An 18538-nucleotide genomic window follows, 5' to 3' on the forward strand; every position below is an offset into this window, starting at 1 on the left:
ACCACTCGGCCATGGCCTCGTTGTGGGCGAGGACGTCCCATGTGTTGTCGGTGAGATAGGCGGGCTGGCTGGGCTGCAGGTCGAGCAGGAGGTGCGGGCCTCGCCCTCCACCACGTACCCGAGCGCGGGCGAGCGGTGCGGGCCGACCGGGAGCCGCCGCCCGTCGTGCCGCGCGGGCACGGCCCGTACGGTCACGCCCTCGACGGTCACCTGCTCGCCCGGCACGATCTCGGTCATCCGCAGGCCCCGCTCGCGCAGCAGCCGGCGCAGCGCCGGCACGGCACGCGGGGCGCCGCCCGGCACGATCAGCCGGGTGCCCGGGGCGAGCCGGGCCAGGGAGGGCAGATGCAGGTGGTCGGCGTGCAGATGGGAGACGAGCACGGCCTCCGCGCGGGCGGCCTCGGGCGGGGGCGGCGCGCCGCGCCGGCGGCGCAGATGGGCGAGGCGGCGCGCGAAGAGCGGGTCGGTGAGGAAGCGGACCCCGGAGTCCTCGACCGTGCACGTGGCATGACCCCACCAGGTGACCTCCACCGGCACGCCACCCTCTCCCGTCGCCGCCCGCCGGCCCCGGCCGGGGCTTCCCGGCCAGGACCCTTCCGTAACGAGGGTAAATGTCCGGGGCCGCCGGTGTGGCCGGTCTTCACCGGACCGACCCCAGTTGGTATACCGGACCCCTCCTCGGGGGGTCGGTAACGCAGTAGGGTCGGTCCATGGACGACGTTCGGGTGGCGGCGATCGCCAGCCTCACCCCGCTCGAAGAGCTCGACGACGACCCCTTTCTGGTCGACACCCGCACCCAGCACGCCATGTGCGACCGCTGGGCCGGCGACAAGGGCTACACCGTGACGAGAAAGCTGTTCTGCTACGGCATCAGGCCCGACCACGAGGCACTGTGGTCGGACGTCGACGAGGGTGCCGTGAACCTCTTCGTCGCGCCGAACGAGCGGGTGCTCGCCCGCGCGTTGACGGACGTGCCGCGCTTCTTCGACGAGTGCGCGCGGCGCGGGGTGCGCCTGGAGACCGCGGGCTTCGACGAACCCGCGTACGACGCGCCGATGAAGGCGGGGGTGCACCGCAGGTTGTCGATGCCCACCGCCGGGTACGACGGCTCCTGAGGACCGCCGCCGGCTGCCGCCATGACGCCGGAAGTCCCCGCCCGTTGTGCCACGCTTGAGGCAGGAAACGGGCGAAAGGCGAACCGGGCGTGGGTGAGCGGCGTGGGTGAGCGGCGTGGGTGAGCGGCGCGGGGGTCCCGGCCGGTGGCGGAGCGCGGGCAGCGCCCTGCTGCGGGTCGTCACGGTGTGGGCGGTGTCCACCCTCACGATGCTCGTCCTCGCCGGACTGCTGCCCGACTTCCAGCTGCAGTCCGCCGACGGTGACAGCGTCACCCGGATCGCGCTCACCGCCGCCTGGGGCGCCGGCGCCTTCGGTCTGCTCTCCGCGCTCGTCTGGCCGCTGATCGTGCGCGCCCTGCTGCTCGTACCGGCCCTGTTGCTCGGCCTGTTGGCGTTCTTCCTCAACGGCTCGCTGCTGCTCCTCGCGCTCCGTCTGGTCCCCGAAGGGGGCGGCGCCGCCACCCCCGAGACCGCCGTCGTGGTCGCCGCCGTGATGTCCGCCGTCGCCTCGGCGACCTCCACCGCGCTCGCCGTCCGCGACGACGAGGCCTACCGGCGCCGGCTCTACCGGCTCACCGACCGCAAACGCCCCCGGATCGCCGGCGAGGGCGCCGAGACCGTGCCCGGCACCGTCTTCGTCCAACTCGACGGCGTCGGCCACCGGGTGCTCACCGACGCCGTCGCCGCCGGCCGGATGCCCACGGTCGCCGACTGGCTCGCCGGCAGCCACACCCTCACCCCGTGGCGCACCGACTGGTCCAGCCAGACCGGCGCCAGCCAGCTCGGCATCCTGCACGGCTCCAACGAGGACGTGCCCGCCTTCCGCTGGTACGAGAAGGACACCGGCCGGCTCATGGTCTCCAACCGGCCCGCGAGCGCCGTCGAGCTCCAGCGCCGCGCCGTCGGGCGCACCGGCGACGGTGGGCTGCTCACCTACGACGGCGCCTCCCGCGGCAACCTCTTCAGCGGCGGCGCCGACCAGCTCGCGCTCGTCCTGTCGATGGCCGCCCGCCGGGGCCGCCGCAACCGCTCGCGCGCCGGCTACTTCGCGTACTTCTCCGACGCCGCCAACGCCGTCCGCACCGCCGGCTCCTTCGTCGCCGAGGCCGTCCGGGAGATGGGCCAGGCGGTCCGCGCCCGGCTGCGCCGCGAGTCGCCGCGGGTCTCGCGCGGTGGGCTCTACCCCTTCGTACGGGCCTTCGCCACCGTCGTCGAGCGGGACGTCGTGGTCGCGGCCGTGATGGGCGACATGCTCGCCGGGCGCACCGCCGTCTACGCCGACCTGGTCGCCTACGACGAGGTCGCCCACCACTCCGGGCCGCGCGGCCGTGACACCGACCAGGTCCTGACCCGGCTCGACCGGGCGCTCGCGCTGATCGCCAAGGTCGCCGAGCACGCGCCCCGCCCGTACCGGATCGTGCTCCTCTCCGACCACGGGCAGAGCCCGGGGGAGACCTTCGAGGCCGCGTACGGGCTGACGCTGAAGGACCTCGTCCGGGCCGGCTGCGGGCTGCCCGTGTCGCGTCGGGTGCGCCGCACGCGCTGGGGGCAGCCGCGGGCGGAGTCCGGGGGCGGCTCGGAGGCCCGGGACGCGGCCCGCGACGCGCTGCGCAGCGCCCTGCACCGGCCCGTCGACGAGGCGGACGAGGCCGGCGCGGAAGGGCAGGAGGCGGCGGCGGTGGCCGCGGCCCGGGCGCCCGCACCGGTCGTCCTCGCCTCCGGCAACCTCGGCCTGGTCTCCTTCCCCGGCGTGCCCCACCGGATGACCCGCGAGGAGATCGACCGGCTCCACCCGGCGCTGCTCCGCACCCTCGCCCAGCACCCGGGGATCGGTTTCCTGCTGGTGGCGAGCGAGGCGCACGGCTCGGTGGTACTGGCCCGCGACGGCAGTGGTCTGGTCGAGGTGCCGCTTTCGCGCCTCGCCGACGACGAGGGACCGCTCGCCGGCTTCGGCCCGGGCGCGGCGGACGCGGTGCGGCGCACCGACGGTTTCCCGCACGTCGCGGACATCATGGTCAACTCGATGTACGACCCCGAGGCGGGCACGGTGCACGCCTTCGAGGAGCAGATCGGCTCGCACGGCGGCCTGGGCGGCGAGCAGACGCAGCCGTTCCTGCTCTGGCCGCGCGAGCTGACGCCGCCGCCGGCGGATCTGGTGGGCGCGGAGCAGGTGCACCAGGTGCTGCGGGGCTGGCTGCGGGAGAGTCAGGGTCCCCAGGTGCCGCTGGAGATTTCCCCGTCGAGCGAGGATGCGGAAGCATTTCTTCCGGCGGATGGGCCCGCCGTGCGGGACAAAAACGGGTGATTTGGAACGTCGTCCCGCCATCCGGACCATGGTGGCGTTTGTACGACGAGAGGCGCACCACCCCCCATGAGCACGGCCACGACCGCACCCCCCACCGAGACCCCCACCCGGGAGAAGGACCCACAGGCCGGCAAGCACGCCCGCCGCTTCGGGCTCCCCGTCGCGACCGCCCTGGTCATGGGCAACATCATCGGCGGCGGCATCTTCCTGCTCCCCGCCTCCGTCGCCCCCTTCGGCACCATCAGCCTGGTCGCCTTCGGCGTGCTCACCCTCGGCGCGATCGCCCTCGCGCTCGTCTTCGGCCGGCTCGCCCGCCGGCTCCCGCAGACCGGCGGCCCCTACGTCTACGCCCGCGCCGCCTTCGGCGACTTCGCCGGCTTCCTGGCGGCCTGGTCGTACTGGATCACGGCCTGGGTCTCCAACGCGGCCCTCGCAGTCGCCGCCGTCGGCTACCTCGACGTGATCGTGCCCGTCCACGAGTCCAAGCTCGCCACCATCGCCGCCGCGCTCGCCTTCCAGTGGCTGCCCGGCCTCGCCAACCTGGCCGGCACCCGGTACGTGGGCGCGGTGCAGGTCGTCGCGACCGTGCTGAAGTTCGTGCCGCTGCTCCTGGTCGCCGTCGGCGGGTTCTTCTTCTTCGATCCGGCCAATCTCGGCCCGTTCCAGGCGAGCGGCGGCAGCGCGCTCGGCGCGGTCTCCGCCTCCGCCGCGATCCTGCTCTTCAGCTACCTGGGCGTCGAGTCCGCCGCCGTCAGCGCCGGCGAGGTCCGCGACCCGCGCCGCAACGTCGGCCGCGCCACCGTCCTCGGCACCCTCGGCGCCGCCGCCGTCTACCTGCTCGGCACGCTCTCCGTCTTCGGCACCGTCGCCCACGACAAGCTGGTCCACTCCACCGCGCCGTTCTCCGACGCCACGAACATCATGTTCGGCGGCTCCTGGGGCGGCGCCGCCGTCGCCTGCATGGCCATGGTCAGCATCCTCGGCGCACTCAACGGCTGGACCCTGCTCAGCGCCCAGGCGCCCTACGCGGCCGCCCGCGACGGCCTGTTCCCGAAGGTCTTCACCGTGAAGCGGCGCGGCGTCCCCACGGTCGGCGTCGTCGTCACCGTCGTCCTCGCCTCGCTCCTGACGGTCTACAACTACACGGCCGGCACCAAGGGCGTCTTCGAGATCCTGGTCCTCGTCACCACCTTCACCGCCACCGTGCCCTACCTGCTCTCCACGGCCGCGCAGATCTACTTCCTGCTCTCCGGCCAGCGCGAGAAGGTCTCCCGCGCCCGCCTCACCCGCGACGGCGTCCTCGCCCTCGCCGCCTTCGGCTTCTCGCTGTGGCTGGTCGCGGGATCCGGCTACGCGGCCGTCTACCAGGGCGTGCTCTTCCTCTTCGTCGGCGTCCTCGTGTACGCGGTGATGGCCGCCCGCAAGGCCCGCGCGGGCCGGGCGGCGGAGACGGGGGAGACGCCCGAGACCGCCGAGACCCCGGCGATCCAGGAGATCCAGGAGATCCAGGAGATCCCGGAGGGGTGACCCCGGATGGGGTGAAAACCGGGCCGGCGAGGTAGGCCCGGCCGTCGCGCGGGGCAGTACGGATCACCGTGAGGCCCCTCGTCCGGTGCGCGCTCGCGGTGCTGCTCGTGCTCGCCGCGCTGCTCGGCGCGGGCACCGGCGCCGGCGCGGTGACCACGCCCGCCGAGGCCGAGACGCGCGGCGTCGGCGCGGCCGCCGACCCGGGCGCGGAGACCCACGACGCCGCCGAACAGCACGAGGCGGCCGCCCCCGTACGAGGGGTACGGCGTCCCGCGCCGCCCCGGCGGACCGGCAGCGCGACGCCCGGCACGTCTCCCGTACCCCTTCCCGTGGCGTCCCCGCACGGCCCGCGAGCCGCAGCTCCCCGGTCGACGGTGATGCGGTGCTGAGAGGCCCCGGCCTCCCAGCACCCCCTTCACCCCTCCACCGCAAGGAGCTTCGCCATGCCCGTTGACCCCTTCGCCGTGCTCAACGCCCTGCTGCGCGCGGAGGCCGCGCGCCAGGACCGCCGTACGGAGACGCGTACGGAGACCCGTACGGAACCGGAACCGAAGCGCACGACCGAAACCGTCACCTCGGCACGGTCCACCGGCACCGAACCGGACGGCCGCACACACTGATCGGACGGACCCGGCCCGGACCCGGCGGGTGTCCTCGCGCCCGCCCGCGGCTCCGGGACCGGCTCCTGGCGACTTTCCCGTCAGCCGTCAGCCGTCAGCCGTCAGCCGTCAGCCGTCAGCGTCAGGCCCTCAGCGTCAGGCCGTCAGGTGCCGGCCACGGCGGCCGTACGCATCCGGCGGCCGTGCAACACGACGAGACCGAGCACCGCCAGCGCGAGCAGCCCGAGCGCGAGGAGCGCCGGGACGCGGGCGACCAGCGGCCCGGCGAACAGACAGCCCACCCCGGCCACGAGCAGCGCGGTCGGCCGCGGTCCCGACGAGCGCAGCACGATCGCCGCCGCGCCCAGCAGGAACACCCCGACGCCGCCCGTCAGCGACCAGGCCACCGTGCCGTGCAGCGGCTCGGCGAGCCCGTAGTCGGCGGTGTCCGCGACCTGCGTGAGCACCTTCTTCATGCCGAGGGCGACCAGCACCACGCCCGCGACGAGCGGCAGGTGGAGGTAGGTGTACACGTCCCGGCCGAACCGGGTCCGCGCGTCGCCGTCCAGGGCCGCGAGCCGGTGCTCGGCGGGCTCCCCGAACCGCCGGAAGTACAGCGCCCACAGTCCGGCCGACAGCAGCAGCCCCGCCGTGCACGCCCCGAGCACCGCCACGGTCAGCGGGAAACCGGCCATGCCCACTCCCATGGCCACGATCGACTCGCCGAGCGCGATGATCACGATCAGGCCGTAGCGCTCGGAGAAGTGACCGGGGGCGTTGATGCGCCAGCCGGACGAGCCGGTCACGTAGATCCCGCCGTAGTCGATGACGACCGCGCCGAGCCACAGCAGCAGCCGGGGCGTCCCCTGGTACGTGCAGCCCAGGAGCAGCAGCGCGAACGGCGGCGCCACGGACAGCAGCGCCGTCCGCCGCAGGGTGCGGTGCAGGGCCGTGTCGCCGGGGCTGGAGATCCAGTACGAGACGAGGTGCAGCACCCGTACGGCGCCGTAGCTGAACACGAACACCAGCGGCGCCGGCAGTCCGCCCGTCGCGTCCGCGAAGACCTCGGGCACCGCGAGCGACACCACGAACACCACGGCCATCACCGTGACGAGCACCGTCAGCAGTCCGCCCGAGTCGGCCCGCACCACGTTGCCCAGCCAGGAGAAGCAGCACCAGCACCACCACAGCAGCGCGAGCACCGTCATGCCGCCGACCACCCGCACCGGCGACGGCGAGCTCGCCATCAGCGCCGTGACCTGCGTGATCGCGTACACGAAGACGAGGTCGAAGAACAGCTCGGCCGGGGTGACCTTGTGTTTCTCCTCCGTCGCGACCATGTGCGACCGATGCGATCTTGCCTTGCCCGCCACGGTGATTCCCCCTGAATGCGACTGTGTACCGGAGCCGGGGTGATCCGGCCGGCCAGGCGCGAACCCTACCGCCGCCCGGGCCGCCCGGGCCCGGCCATTACCTCCAACGTAATCGACCGGTGCGGCAGCCCCCCGGCATGCTCATGAACACCGGGTCCCGGGCGGCGCACTCCGTCCGGGCCCCGGCCCCGAACCCGTCACCACAGCGCCTCCCAGGAGGGTGATCCGCCATGTCCCAGGCCCTGCTCGCCGGTCTCTCCCGCACCACCCAGCCGCGGTCCATGGTGCGCCGCTTCCTCGCCCTCGACGCCGTCGTCACCGGCGGCAACGGCCTCGCCTACCTCGCCGCCTCCGGCCCGCTCGGCGAACTCCTCGGCGTCGACCGCGGACTCCTGCTCGAACTGGGCGTCTTCCTCACCGCGTTCGCGGCCGGCGTGGCCTGGCTCGCGAGCCGCCCGCAGCCGCCGGCCCTGGGCGTCAAGGTCGTCGTCGACGCCAACCTGCTGTGGGCGCTGCTCAGCGTCGTCGCGCTCGTCGACTGGCTGGCGCCCACCACGGCCGGCACCGTGTGGACGCTCCTCCAGGCGGTCACCGTCGCCGGCTTCGCCGGGCTCCAGTGGTCCGCGCTGCGGGCGGCGACTACTCGGTGACCTGAGCGAGCGACTGCAGGTACGCGACCGTCGCCGGGTCGGCCGGGAGCATCGTCTCGATGGCCAGCTCGGCGACCGTCACGTCCATCGGCGTGTTGAACGTCGAGATCGACGACACGAACGACAGCACGTGCCCGTCGTGCTCGATCCGCAGCGGCAGCGCGAAGTACGGGTACGGCTCCGGGTCCTCCCGGTCGTCCGGGTCCGTGGTCCCCTCCGGCAGCGGATAAGCCGCCACCTCCTCGTACAGCGCGCGCAGCGCCTCCGAACGGGCCAGCCCGATCTGACGCTCCATCTGGGCGAGCAGATGCCCGCGCCACTCGCGCAGGTTCCGGATGCGCGGCGCGAGACCCTCCGGATGCAGGGTTATCCGCATGGCGTTCAGCGGCGGCGTCAGCAGGTGCTCCGGCAGGCCCGCGAGCAGCAGCTGGATGCCCCGGTTGGCGGCCACCACCGTGTACGAGCCGTCCACGACGAGCGCCGGATACGGCTCGTAGCCCTGCAGCAGCTGCTCGATGCCCTCGCGCAGCGTCTCCAGCTGCGGGGCGTCGAGCGGCGACTCGGAGTAGCGCGGGGCGTAACCGGCTGCCAGGAGAAGGGCGTTGCGGTCCCGCACCGGCACGTCCAGGTGCTCGGCCAGCTTGAGGATCATCTCCTCGCTCGGCCGCGAGCGGCCGGTCTCGATGAAGGAGATGTGCCGTGCGGAGGAGTCCGCGCGCAGCGCCAGCTCCAACTGGCTGAGCCGGCGCTGCTCCCGCCAGCCGCGCAGCAGGGGGCCCACACCCGTGTCGGTCGCGACAGTCGTCATGGACAGACGGTATCCCAGAGGGGGACCCGGGTACGTTCTCCCCGGGGACCGCTCCGACACCGTCCAGCACGCCCCGCAACGCCCAGCGCGCCTGTCGGCGCACCTCACGGAGGGAGCACACGTGCCCACTCAGCCCCTGTCGCAGAAGGAGATCGAGGACCGCCTGCGGGAGCTCCCCGGCTGGTCCCTCGACGGCGACCGGATCACCCGGCGCTACGAGCTCGCCGACCACTTCGCCGCGACCGCGCTCGTCGTGCACGTCGCCCAGATCCAGCAGGAGCTCGACCACCACAGCGATCTGACGCTCGGTTACAACACGGTCTCCGTGTCCGTGAACACCCACACGGCCGGCGGGGTCACCGAGAAGGACTTCGAACTCGCCGAGCGCATCGAGGCGGTGGCGCCAGGCCACGGCGCGAGCTGACCGGCCCGACGTACGATCCCCGCATGGGGGAAACAACCATTCTCGACTACGAGGCCGAGGCCGCGCACTACGACGAGACCCGCGGCGGGGTGCCGCGGGCCGCCGCCGCGGCCGACGCCGTGCTGCGGCTGCTGCCGCCCGGCACCCGCACCCTGCTCGACCTCGCCTGCGGCACCGGCCTCGTCACCGAGCGCCTCGCCCGGCCCGGACTCGCCGTGTACGGCGCCGACGCCGCCCACGCGATGCTGCGCACCGCCACGGGGCGCCTCCCCGGCCGTGCGGTGCGCGCCGACGCCCGCAGGCTGCCGCTGCCGGACGGGGCGCTCGACGCCGTCAGCGCCGTCTGGCTGCTCCACCTCGTGCCCTTCGCGGCGGAGATCGTCGCCGAGGCGGCCCGGGTGCTGCGCCCCGGCGGCGTGTTCGTCACCACCGTCGACAAGGACGCCGCCCACGACGTCGGCAGCGACATCGACGCCGTGCTCCGCCCGCACCGCGCGCCCGACGCGGGCTCGGACCGCGCCGACCGCGTCACCGCGTACGCCGCCGCCCACGGCCTCGCCCCCGTGCCGGGACCGGCGTCCGGCACCACCTTCACCGGCCACGGCCAGGGAACCACCCCGCGCCGCACCGCCGAGAAGCTGCGCGGCGGCTACTACGCCTCCTGGTTCCGTGGCACCCCGGACGACGTCGACGCGCTGTGCGCCGCCCTCGCCGGCCTCCCGGACCAGGACCGCCCCCGCGCCGACCCCGAATACCGGCTCGCCTGCTACGTCAGGCGCGGCTGAACTCCATAACCCAGTTCACCACCCACTCCTCGCTCCCTGCCGGCGCGAACGCCTGCTCCCAGCGGGCCGTCTCCGCGCTGATCCCCGACCACCGGAACCGCACCCGCACCGGCTGCCCCTCGTAGAGGTCGTCGCCGAAGAACTCGCCCGTGCCGTCCGCGCCGAACTGCCCGCGCACCGGCGGCTCCAGGCGCCCGGTGCGGCTGTTGGACCAGTTGAGCGTCCACTCGTCGGTCTCGGGCTCGTACAGGCGCAGGGTCAGACCGCTGAAGCCCTTCGCCGGGAAGACGATCTCGTCGACGTGCGCCCGCCCGTCCCGGAACAGGCGCCCGGTGGTGTGTCCGTCGAAAACCTCCCAGCCGCTGTCCGGATCGAGGAAGTCGGCGAGCCGGCGGTTGCGCACGGCCCACGCGCCGTCGAGGAAGTCGAAGCCGCCTCCGCTCACGCGCCCGCCCCCGTCGTGCCGGTGGTCAGGGCGTCGCCGAGGTAGCCGGCCAGGTCGGGCGTCTCCGGTGCCAGCAGGTGCCGTACCCAGGCGTCCCGTTCGTGCCCGAGCGGGCCCAACTCCCACACGCAGCCGATCCAGTTGCGGACCGCGGGGTCGCTGCGGACGAAGTGGGTCGGATCCAGGTCCGGGCAGTCCAGGGCCGGTTGGCCCGCGGCGGCGCCCGCGAAGTGCAGCACGTTGTCCCAGGTCCAGCTGTAGACGTTCAGGTACGCTCCGGTGTCGCCGCCCCGGTGCAGCACCACGAAGCTCGCCGGCGGGGTGCCGTCCGGCTCCGGGAACAGCTCGGGCAGCACGGCGTATGCCGCCTTCTCCACCTCGGGCTCGATCTCCGACGAGCCGAGAGCCGGGACGTGGTAGCGCTTGACGTGCCTGCCGGCGATCTCGACGGGCGGCAGGACGATGAGGTTCTTCTCCTGGAAAGCCATGCCTGGACTGTAGGAAGCCTTCACTGACATCTTGTGTCAGTGAAGTCCAGCCGTCTTCTGACGATCCTGATGCTGCTCCAGATCCGGGGCCGGATGACCGCCGCCCAGCTCGCCGCGGAGCTGGAGGTCTCCGTCCGCACCGTCTACCGGGACGTGGAGGCGCTGCACACCGCCGGAGTGCCGCTGTACGGGGACGCCGGGCACCGCGGCGGCTACCAGCTGCTCGCCGGCCGCCGCTCGCTGCTCACCGACCTGTGCACGGGAGAGGCCGAGGCGCTCGTGCTCGCCGGACTGCCGGTCGCCGCCCAGGCGCTCGGTCTCGGTGGGCACTTCGCCGACGCCCAGCTGAAGCTGCGGGCCGCCCTGCCGGCGCCGTTGCGCGAGCACGTGGACCGGCTGCGCACCCGCTTCCACATCGACGCGCCAGGCTGGTACGAGGAGGAGAGCGAGACGCCGTTCCTGCCCCAGCTCGCCGACGCCGTCCGCGCCGGGCAGGTGCTCGCCGTGCGCTACCGGCGCTGGAAGGAGCCCACCGACGTCGACCGGCGGCTCGCCCCGTACGGCCTGGTGCTCAAGGCCGGCCGCTGGTACCTGGTCGCCAGGCCCGGGACGGGGCCGGGGAGCGCGTCGGGGCCGCGCACCTACCGGGTCGACCAGATCCTCGACCTCACCGTCACCGACGAACCGGCCGTCGTCCCCGAGGACTTCGACCTGGCCGCGCACTGGCGGGACAGCCAGGCCGACTTCCACGCCCGGCTCCACCGGGGCGAGGCCGTCGTCCGGATCTCCCCGCGCGGCGCGGCACGCCTCACCGGCGCCGCCGCTCGCGCGCTCGCCGAGAACGGCACCCCGGAGCCCGACGGCTGGACCCGGTGCACCCTGCCCGTCGAGGGCCCCGAACACGCCCATGACAGCCTGCTCGCGCTCGGCACGGAGGTGGAGGTCCTCGCACCCGGGGACCTGCGCGAACGGATCGCCGCCACCGTGCGGACCCTGGCCGCCCGCTACTCCTGACCGAACCCGGGGCCCCGTAGCCGGATCAGCCGCGCGGCTCGCGCCGGGTGCACGGATCAGCCCGCGGGAGCACCGCGGGCCCGGCTGTGGAGACGGGACGGCCGGCCGGTGTGTTTGCCGGAACGGCAAGTTTCCTCGCGTTCCCGGCACGGGCGGCGCACGCTGTCCCCATGAGCGCACACCACGGGGCCCACGACGGGCACAAGCACGGACAGGGCCACCAGCAGGGCCACGGACACGGCCCCGGCCAGGGCCACGACCACACCGACCTCGACTGGGCCGAGCTGGCCCCGCTGCTCACCCAGCAGGCCGAGACCCAGAGCCCCCTCTACACGGAGGCCGCCGCCTGGCTCGCCTCCCTCGCCCCGGCCGGCGCGGTCCGCCGGGTCCTCGACGTCGGCAGCGGCCCCGGTGTCGTCACCGCGCTGCTCGCCGAGGCGTTCCCCGAGGCCGAGGTGGTCGCCGTCGACGCCACTCCGGAACTCCTCGCCCTCGCCCGCGAGCGTGCCGACGCCCGCGGACTCGGCGGCCGGGTCGCCACCCTGCGCGCCGAACTCCCCGGGGACTTCGGCACACTCGGCACCGCCGACCTGATCTGGGCCAGCCACTCCCTGCACCACCTCGGCGACCAGCGGGCGGCCCTCGTCTCCTTCGCCGAGGTGCTGAACCCCGGCGGCGTCATCGCCCTCGCCGAGGGCGGCCTGCCCGCCCGCCACCTGCCGTGGAACGCGGGCGTCGGCCGCCCCGGCCTGGAGGCGCGGATCGACGCCGCGCACGCCGACTGGTTCGGCGAGATGCGGGCCGCGCTGCCCGACAGCAAGGAGGAGATCGACGACTGGGCCGCCCTGCTCACCGCCGCCGGACTGACGCCCAGCGGCACCCGCAGCTTCCTCGCCGACGTGCCCGCGCCGCTGCCGGACGCCGTGCGCGCCCAGGTCGTCGCCCACTACACGCGTCTGCGGGAGGGCCTGGCCGAGCGCGTGGCGGACGACGACCGCGCCGCCCTCGACCGGCTGCTCGACCCGGCCGACCCGCTCTCCCTGCACCGCCGCCCGGACGTCTTCCTGCTGACGGCCCGTACGGTCCACACGGCGCGACGGGCCGGCTAGGGCGCTCAGGCGCCCGCTCAGGCACCCCTGTTGAACTCGGCCGGGTTCGGGCCGAGGCGGCGGCCCTCGTCGAGCGCGGCGATCCCGGCCAGGTCCTCGGCGTCGAGCTCGAAGTCGAAGACGTCGATGTTCTCCCGGATCCGGGACGGCGTCACCGACTTCGGGATCACCACGTTCCCGGTCTGGAGGTGCCAGCGCAGCACCACCTGCGCCGGGGTGCGGTCGTGCTTCTGCGCGATCGCCACGATCGCCGGCACCTCCAGCAGGCCCCGGCCCTGGCCGAGCGGCGACCACGCCTCGGTCGCGATGCCCAGCCGGGCGTGCACCGCTCGGGACTCGGCCTGCTGGAGCTGCGGGTGCAGCTCGATCTGGTTGACGGCGGGCACGACCTCGGTCTCGCCGATCAGCCGCTCCAGGTGCTCGGGCAGGAAGTTCGACACGCCGATGGTCTTGGCCCGGCCGTCGGCCAGGATCCTCTCGAACGCCTTGTACGTGTCGACGTACGCGTCCTTCGCCGGCACCGGCCAGTGGATCAGGTACAGGTCCACGTACTCGAGGCCGAGCCGGGCGAGGGAGGCGTCGAAGGAGCGCAGTGCCGAGTCGTAGCCGTGCTGGTCGTTCCACAGCTTGGTGGTGACGAACAGCTCCTCCCGGGGCAGCCCCGAGGCGGCCAGCGCCTTGCCGGTGCCCGTCTCGTTCTCGTACGCCGCTGCCGTGTCGATGGAGCGGTAGCCGGCCTCCAGGGCCGTGGCGACGGCCCGCTCGGCCTCGTCGTCCGCGACCTGCCACACGCCGAAGCCGAGCTGCGGCATCTCCACGCCGTTGTTGAGCTTGAGGAAGGGCACCTTGTTGTCCGTGCTCACGAGAAGCGGATCCTTACGTCGTCGGGGTGGTCAGGGGTACTCCTGCCAGCGTCAACGATCAACGGGGTGATCGCATTCCGCAGCGGCGACGAAGGGGACGGATCAGCGGTACAGCGCCTCGACCTCCGCCGCGTACGCCTGCTCGATCGCCTTCCGCTTCAGCTTCAGGGAGGGCGTGAGCAGCCCGTGCTCCTCGCTGAACGGATGCGCCAGGATCCGGAAGGTGCGGATCGACTCCGCCTGCGACACCCGGGTGTTCGCCGCCACCACCGCCCGCCGGATCTCCGTCTCCAGGGCCGCGTCGTGCACCAGGTCCGCCGCCGGCAGCGGCGGCCGGTTCTGCATCGACAGCCAGTGGTCCACGGCCTCCTGATCGAGCGTCACCAGCGCGGCCACGTAGGGACGGTCGTTGCCGACCACGATGCACTGCGCCACCAGCGGATGCGCGCGCACCCGTTCCTCCAGGCCGGCCGGCGAGACGCTCTTGCCGCCCGAGGTCACCAGGATCTCCTTCTTCCGCCCGGTGATCGTCAGATATCCGTCCTCGTCGAGCACGCCCAGGTCGCCGGTCGCCAGCCAGCCGTCGTTCAGGACGGCCTGGGTGGCCTGGGCGTTGTTCAGGTAGTTGGAGAAGACGTGGCCGCCGTGCAGCCACACCTCGCCGTCCTCCGCGATGTGCACGGTCGTGCCCGGCACGGGCTGCCCGACGGTCCCGTACTTGGTGCGCTCCGGCGGGTTCGCCGTCGCCGCCGCCGACGACTCGGTCAGGCCGTACCCCTCGTAGATCGTGACGCCCGCGCCCTCGAAGAACAGACCGAGCCGCCGGTCCATCCCCGAGCCGCCCGACATCGCGTGCCGCACCCGGCCGCCGAGCGCCTCGCGCACCTTCACGTACACGGTCTTCTCGAAGAACTGGTGCTGCATCCGCAGCCCGGCCGACGGCCCCGGGCCGATCCCGAAGGCCTTGTGCTCCATCGCCTCCGCGTAGCGCACCGCCACGTCCACGGCCTTGTCGAACGGACCCCGCTTGCCCTCGCCCTCGGCCTTGCGGCGGGCGGCGTGGAAGACCTTCTCGAAGATGTACGGCACGGCGAGCACGAAGCTCGGGCGGAACGCCTGCAGGTCCGGCAGCAGCGCGGCCGCGGCGAGCACCGGCTGGTGCCCCAGCTTCACCCCGCCCCGGATCGCCGCCACCTCCACCATCCGCCCGAAGACGTGGGCGAGCGGCAGGAACAGCAGCGTGGACGCCTCGTCGCCCGGCTTGGAGCGGAAGACCGGCTCCCAGCGGCCGATCACCATGTCGCACTCGAACATCAGGTTCGCGTGCGTGATCACACAGCCCTTGGGGCGGCCCGTGGTCCCCGAGGTGTAGATGATCGTCGCCACCGACTCGGGCGTCACCGCCCGCCGGTGCCGGTGCACCACGTCCTCGTCGATGTCCGCGCCCGCCGCGGTCAGCTCCGCCACCGCGCCGTCGCCCGAGTCCAGCTGCCACAGCCGCTGCAGCCGGGGCAGGCGGTCGATCACCGAACCGATCGTCATGGCGTGGTCCTCGTGCTCCACCACGCAGGCCGTGACCTCGGCGTCGTGCAGCATCCACAGCACCTGGTCGGCGGACGACGTCGGGTAGACCGGCACCGGCTGGGCGCCGAGAGTCCACAGTGCGAAGTCGAACAGCGTCCACTCGTAGCGGGTGCGCGACATGATCGCGACCCGGTCGCCGAACCGCACTCCCTGCGCGATCAGCCCCTTCGCCAGCGCCAGGACCTCGTCGCGGAACCCGGCCGCCGTCACGTCCCGCCACTGCCCCTCGGCGTCCTTGCGTCCGAGCACGGCCCGATCCGGCTCGAGCTCGGCGCGGTCGAACACCACGTCCGCAAGACCGCCGACCTGAGGCGCCGCCTCGACGGGCGGCACGGTGAACTCGCGCACTGGCCTGCTCCCTCGCCCCGCTCGATCTCGCGCTCCGTACGGCGCGGGTGAACCTACCCCACGCCGCGGCCGGGCGGGAGGGGCTTCACCAAGCCGCGACAATCCGCGTCTCGGCAGGTCAGGGCGGGAAGATCGGGCAAGAGAGGGGCTCCCGGGGCCCGTTGTGTGACCGCCGGTAAGCCCTGGTGGGAGGGAATCTCCACGGAATCTGTACGGGCTGATCACGGGGACGACGCGGACGCGGGCGGGGACGGCACGAGGAGGCCGACGGGGGCGGCGCGGGTACCCGGGCGGGGACGGCGCGGGCACGCGGGCTGGGGCGGCGCGGGCAGGCCGACGGGGGCGCCCCGGGAACAGGGGCCCGCAGTCGCCGGGGGCTCGGCGCGCCTACGCGTCGTGCCGAGGTCCGCCGCGCGGGCGCTGGAGGCGGTCGCCGCCCGCCAGGATCGCCGCGGCCAGCGCGTCCGCCGCGTCCTGGGTCGTCCCGCGCCGCCGTCCCTTGCGCAGCACGAAGTCGACGGCGCCGAGCTCGGGCAGGCCCGCCCGGGCCGGCAGTTCGACCAGGCCGGGCGGCATCAGGCCCCGGGTGTGGGCCATCACGCCGAGCCCGGCCCGGGCCGCCGCCACGTTGGCGCTCAGGCTCGTGCTCGTACACGCGATCCGCCACGGCCGGCCCTGCGCCTGCAACGCCTCGAAGGCGCGGGCCCGGCTGATGCCGGGCGGCGGGAAGACGATCAGCGGCACCGGGCGGTCCGGGTCGAGCCGCAGCCGGGGCGCGCCGATCCACACCAGCGTGTCCTGCCAGACCAGCTCCTCGCCGCCCAGCTCCGGCTGGTCGCCGCGCCGCTTGGCCAGGATGAGGTCGAGCCGGCCCGCTTCGAGCCGGGCCTGGAGCGTGCCCGACAGCTCGACCGTCAGCTCCAGGTCGACCTCGGGGTGCTCGCGCCGGAAGCCCTCCAGGATCTCCGGCAGCCGGGTCGCCACGAAGTCCTCCGACGCGCCGAACCGCAGCCGGCCGCGCAGCCGCGTCCCGGTGAAGAAGGCCGCCGCCCGCTCGTGCGCCTCCAGGATCGAGCGGGCGAAGCCGAGCATCGCCTCGCCGTCCTCGGTCAGCTCCACTCCGTGCGTGTCGCGGACGAAGAGGGGCCGGCCGGTCGCCTCCTCCAGGCGCCGCACGTGCTGGCTGACGGTCGACTGGCGCAGGCCGAGCCGCCGGGCGGCCTGCGTGAAGCTCAGGGTCTGGGCGACCGCCAGGAAGGTGCGCAGCTGGGTCGGCTCGTACACACCCCGACGATAACGCCGGAGAAGGCTGTTATCGCAGTTCGTGATGACAGTCAGTGCGCTGTACGGGATTCCCGATCGCCCGGCGGTCCACCACGATGGGCGCATGAGCTCCCGTACGTCCGCCCGCCCGCGCCGGTCCCTGCTGCCGTCCTGGCTGCCGGTCGACCCGTACATCCTGGCGCTGCTCGCCACGGTCGGTGTCGCGGCGCTCCTGCCGGCCTCCGGGACGGCGGCGACGGTCGCGAGCGGCGCCTCGTCGGGCGCGGTCGCGCTGCTCTTCTACCTCTACGGGGTGCGGCTCTCGACCCGCGAGGCGCTCGACGGCCTGAGGCACTGGCGGCTCCACGTCACCGTCCTGGCCTGCACCTTCCTGCTCTTCCCGGTGCTCGGGCTCGCGGCGCGCGGCCTGGTGCCGACGGTCCTGACCCCGGACCTCTACAACGGCTTCCTCTTCCTCTGCCTGGTGCCGTCGACCATCCAGTCCTCGATCGCCTTCACCTCGATCGCCCGTGGCAACGTGCCCGCCGCGATCTGCGCCGGCTCCTTCTCCTCCCTGGCCGGCATCGTCCTGACGCCGCTGCTCGCCGGCCTGCTCCTCGGGCACGGCGCGGGCGGCTTCTCGGCCGACTCGATGCTGAAGATCGTGCTCCAGCTGCTCGCGCCGTTCCTGGCCGGGCAGTTCACCCGGCGCTGGGTGGGGGGATTCGTCACGCGGCACAAGAAGGCCCTCGGTCACGTCGACCGGGGGTCGATCCTGCTCGTCGTCTACACCGCCTTCAGCGAGGGCATGACCCGCGGCGTCTGGCACCTGGTGACCCCGGCCCGGCTCGGGCTGCTGCTCGTCGCCGAGGCGGTGCTGCTCGCCGTGATGCTGGCCCTGACCTGGTACGGCGCCCGTCGCCTCGGCTTCGGCCGCGGGGACCGGATCGCCATCCAGTTCGCCGGCTCCAAGAAGAGCCTGGGCGCCGGACTCCCCATGGCCAGCATCCTCTTCGGCCCCCAGGCCTCGCTGGCCGTGCTCCCGCTGATGCTCTTCCACCAGATGCAGCTGATGGTCTGCGCGGTGATCGCGCGGCGCCGGGCGCGCGACCCCGAGGCGACGGAGGCGACGGCGACGGACGAGACGGCCAAGGAGACGGTGAAGGAGACGGAGGAGACAGAGGAGACGGTGCAGGCGCCGGCGGGGCCGGTCGCGGGCGAACGGGCGGCGGGGGCGACGTCGGCTGCGTAGGCTCGCCCGATGGACAAGATCACCGCATTCCTGAAGACGGACGCCCTGCCCTCGTCCCCCGCTCTCTCCCTGCGTCCCTGGGAACAGGCGGACGCCGCCGGCCTCGTCGAGCTGGGCCGGGACGCGGACCTGCGGCGCTGGACGAGCATGGCCGTGGACGACGAGGCCGGGGCCGCCGACTGGGTTCGCGAGCAGCGGCGGGGCTGGGCGGCGGGCGACCGCTTCGCCTTCGCCGTCCTGGAACCGCAGGGACCGGACGGGGCGGCACGTGTGGTGGGGCACGCGGTCCTCAGCGGCGTCGCCCCCGGCGCCTCGTCGGCGACGGTCGGCTACTGGACCGCCGCCCACGCGCGCGGCCGGGGCGTGGCGCCCCGGGCTTTGCGGGCCCTGACCGACTGGGCCTTCGCGACCTTCGCCGATGACGGACTGGCCCGCCTGGAGCTCCTGCACCAGGTGGACAACACGGCCTCCTGCCGCGTGGCGCAGAAGAGCGGATACGAGCTGAGCGCGGTCCTGCCCGCGTCCCCGCCCGCGTATCCCCTGGACGGGCATGTGCATGTGCGGGCGTACGGGGCATGAGCGCGCC

General features: G+C 73.9%; 20 protein-coding genes. 12 read left to right on the plus strand and 8 right to left on the minus strand.

The genetic code is table 11. The features are described 5' to 3' along the window. On the minus strand, window positions 1-537 hold a 537-nt coding region (locus tag ACWEV0_RS16960; RefSeq protein ID WP_453150070.1), incomplete at its 3' end, for an MBL fold metallo-hydrolase. A 173-nt stretch (window positions 538-710) separates the two neighbouring features. Between ACWEV0_RS16960 and ACWEV0_RS16965 the strand changes: the two genes are divergently transcribed. The 5 genes from ACWEV0_RS16965 (at window position 711) to ACWEV0_RS16985 (ending at window position 5567) form a co-directional block, all read left to right on the plus strand. Then, entirely contained in the window at window positions 711-1115 is a 405-nt protein-coding gene (locus ACWEV0_RS16965; RefSeq protein WP_403789644.1) for a serine integrase family protein, read from the plus strand. A gap of 115 nt (window positions 1116-1230) precedes the next feature. Beyond that, the gene (locus ACWEV0_RS16970) at window positions 1231-3420 is read left to right on the plus strand and encodes a phage holin family protein (RefSeq protein ID WP_453150137.1); all 2190 of its coding nucleotides are present in this window, start codon (window positions 1231-1233) and stop codon (window positions 3418-3420) included. Between the two features lie 66 nt (window positions 3421-3486). Then, window positions 3487-4947 (plus strand): amino acid permease, encoded by a 1461-nt coding sequence (locus ACWEV0_RS16975; protein ID WP_453150071.1) that lies wholly within the window; start codon window positions 3487-3489, stop codon window positions 4945-4947. 68 nt (window positions 4948-5015) lie between these two features. After that, window positions 5016-5336, plus strand: coding sequence for a hypothetical protein (locus tag ACWEV0_RS16980; protein ID WP_453150072.1), 321 nt, complete (start codon window positions 5016-5018; stop codon window positions 5334-5336). 54 nt (window positions 5337-5390) lie between these two features. Next, window positions 5391-5567, plus strand: a complete 177-nt coding sequence (locus ACWEV0_RS16985) for a hypothetical protein (protein ID WP_453150073.1) — start codon at window positions 5391-5393, stop codon at window positions 5565-5567. Window positions 5568-5710: 143 nt separating this feature from the next. Here the strand turns inward: ACWEV0_RS16985 and ACWEV0_RS16990 are convergent, their stop codons facing one another. Further along, window positions 5711-6886: a low temperature requirement protein A gene (locus ACWEV0_RS16990; protein WP_453150074.1), complete on the minus strand. Its 1176-nt coding sequence runs from the start codon at window positions 6884-6886 to the stop codon at window positions 5711-5713. Between the two features lie 263 nt (window positions 6887-7149). Here ACWEV0_RS16990 and ACWEV0_RS16995 point away from each other — a divergent pair, with 263 nt between their 5' ends. Next, window positions 7150-7569 (plus strand): hypothetical protein, encoded by a 420-nt coding sequence (locus ACWEV0_RS16995; RefSeq protein WP_453150075.1) that lies wholly within the window; start codon window positions 7150-7152, stop codon window positions 7567-7569. Here ACWEV0_RS16995 and ACWEV0_RS17000 read toward each other — a convergent pair. Next, window positions 7559-8377 carry a helix-turn-helix domain-containing protein gene (locus tag ACWEV0_RS17000; protein WP_453150076.1) on the minus strand — a complete coding sequence of 273 codons (819 nt, stop codon included), beginning with the start codon at window positions 8375-8377 and terminating at the stop codon, window positions 7559-7561. The two genes, ACWEV0_RS16995 and ACWEV0_RS17000, sit on opposite strands and share 11 nt — an antisense overlap. Before the next feature lie 121 nt (window positions 8378-8498). On the opposite strand from ACWEV0_RS17000, the gene ACWEV0_RS17005 reads away from it, so the two are divergent. Both ACWEV0_RS17005 and ACWEV0_RS17010 read left to right on the plus strand, forming a co-directional pair. After that, window positions 8499-8801 carry a 4a-hydroxytetrahydrobiopterin dehydratase gene (locus ACWEV0_RS17005; protein ID WP_453150077.1) on the plus strand — a complete coding sequence of 101 codons (303 nt, stop codon included), beginning with the start codon at window positions 8499-8501 and terminating at the stop codon, window positions 8799-8801. A 23-nt stretch (window positions 8802-8824) separates the two neighbouring features. Further along, window positions 8825-9586, plus strand: coding sequence for a class I SAM-dependent methyltransferase (locus ACWEV0_RS17010; protein ID WP_453150078.1), 762 nt, complete (start codon window positions 8825-8827; stop codon window positions 9584-9586). On the opposite strand, the gene ACWEV0_RS17015 is transcribed toward ACWEV0_RS17010, so the two are convergent. Both ACWEV0_RS17015 and ACWEV0_RS17020 read right to left on the minus strand, forming a co-directional pair. Further along, window positions 9573-10031 (minus strand): hypothetical protein, encoded by a 459-nt coding sequence (locus ACWEV0_RS17015; RefSeq protein WP_453150079.1) that lies wholly within the window; start codon window positions 10029-10031, stop codon window positions 9573-9575. The two genes, ACWEV0_RS17010 and ACWEV0_RS17015, sit on opposite strands and share 14 nt — an antisense overlap. Continuing rightward, a complete protein-coding gene (locus ACWEV0_RS17020) occupies window positions 10028-10519 on the minus strand; it encodes a hypothetical protein (RefSeq protein ID WP_453150080.1) in 492 nt (163 codons plus the stop codon). Before ACWEV0_RS17020 ends, ACWEV0_RS17015 begins: the two co-directional genes overlap by 4 nt. A 39-nt stretch (window positions 10520-10558) precedes the next feature. Between ACWEV0_RS17020 and ACWEV0_RS17025 the strand changes: the two genes are divergently transcribed. Together ACWEV0_RS17025 and ACWEV0_RS17030 are read left to right on the plus strand one after the other, a co-directional pair. Then, entirely contained in the window at window positions 10559-11533 is a 975-nt protein-coding gene (locus ACWEV0_RS17025; RefSeq protein ID WP_453150081.1) for a helix-turn-helix transcriptional regulator, read from the plus strand. Window positions 11534-11703: 170 nt separating this feature from the next. Beyond that, the gene (locus ACWEV0_RS17030) at window positions 11704-12642 is read left to right on the plus strand and encodes a class I SAM-dependent methyltransferase (protein WP_453150082.1); all 939 of its coding nucleotides are present in this window, start codon (window positions 11704-11706) and stop codon (window positions 12640-12642) included. A 17-nt stretch (window positions 12643-12659) separates the two neighbouring features. Here the strand turns inward: ACWEV0_RS17030 and ACWEV0_RS17035 are convergent, their stop codons facing one another. The 3 genes from ACWEV0_RS17035 to ACWEV0_RS17045 all read right to left on the minus strand — a co-directional run bounded on the left by ACWEV0_RS17035 (window position 12660) and on the right by ACWEV0_RS17045 (window position 16721). After that, window positions 12660-13454, minus strand: a complete 795-nt coding sequence (locus ACWEV0_RS17035) for an aldo/keto reductase (protein WP_453150138.1) — start codon at window positions 13452-13454, stop codon at window positions 12660-12662. 153 nt (window positions 13455-13607) lie between these two features. Next, a complete protein-coding gene (locus ACWEV0_RS17040) occupies window positions 13608-15437 on the minus strand; it encodes an AMP-dependent synthetase/ligase (RefSeq protein WP_453150083.1) in 1830 nt (609 codons plus the stop codon). A 387-nt stretch (window positions 15438-15824) separates the two neighbouring features. After that, window positions 15825-16721 (minus strand): LysR substrate-binding domain-containing protein, encoded by an 897-nt coding sequence (locus ACWEV0_RS17045; RefSeq protein WP_453150084.1) that lies wholly within the window; start codon window positions 16719-16721, stop codon window positions 15825-15827. A gap of 103 nt (window positions 16722-16824) precedes the next feature. Between ACWEV0_RS17045 and ACWEV0_RS17050 the strand changes: the two genes are divergently transcribed. Then, window positions 16825-17952 (plus strand): bile acid:sodium symporter family protein, encoded by a 1128-nt coding sequence (locus tag ACWEV0_RS17050; RefSeq protein ID WP_453150085.1) that lies wholly within the window; start codon window positions 16825-16827, stop codon window positions 17950-17952. A gap of 9 nt (window positions 17953-17961) precedes the next feature. After that, the gene (locus tag ACWEV0_RS17055) at window positions 17962-18531 is read left to right on the plus strand and encodes a GNAT family N-acetyltransferase (protein ID WP_453150086.1); all 570 of its coding nucleotides are present in this window, start codon (window positions 17962-17964) and stop codon (window positions 18529-18531) included. Window positions 18532-18538: the final 7 nt, after the last annotated feature.

This window comes from Streptomyces sp. NPDC003943 (assembly GCF_053605265.1).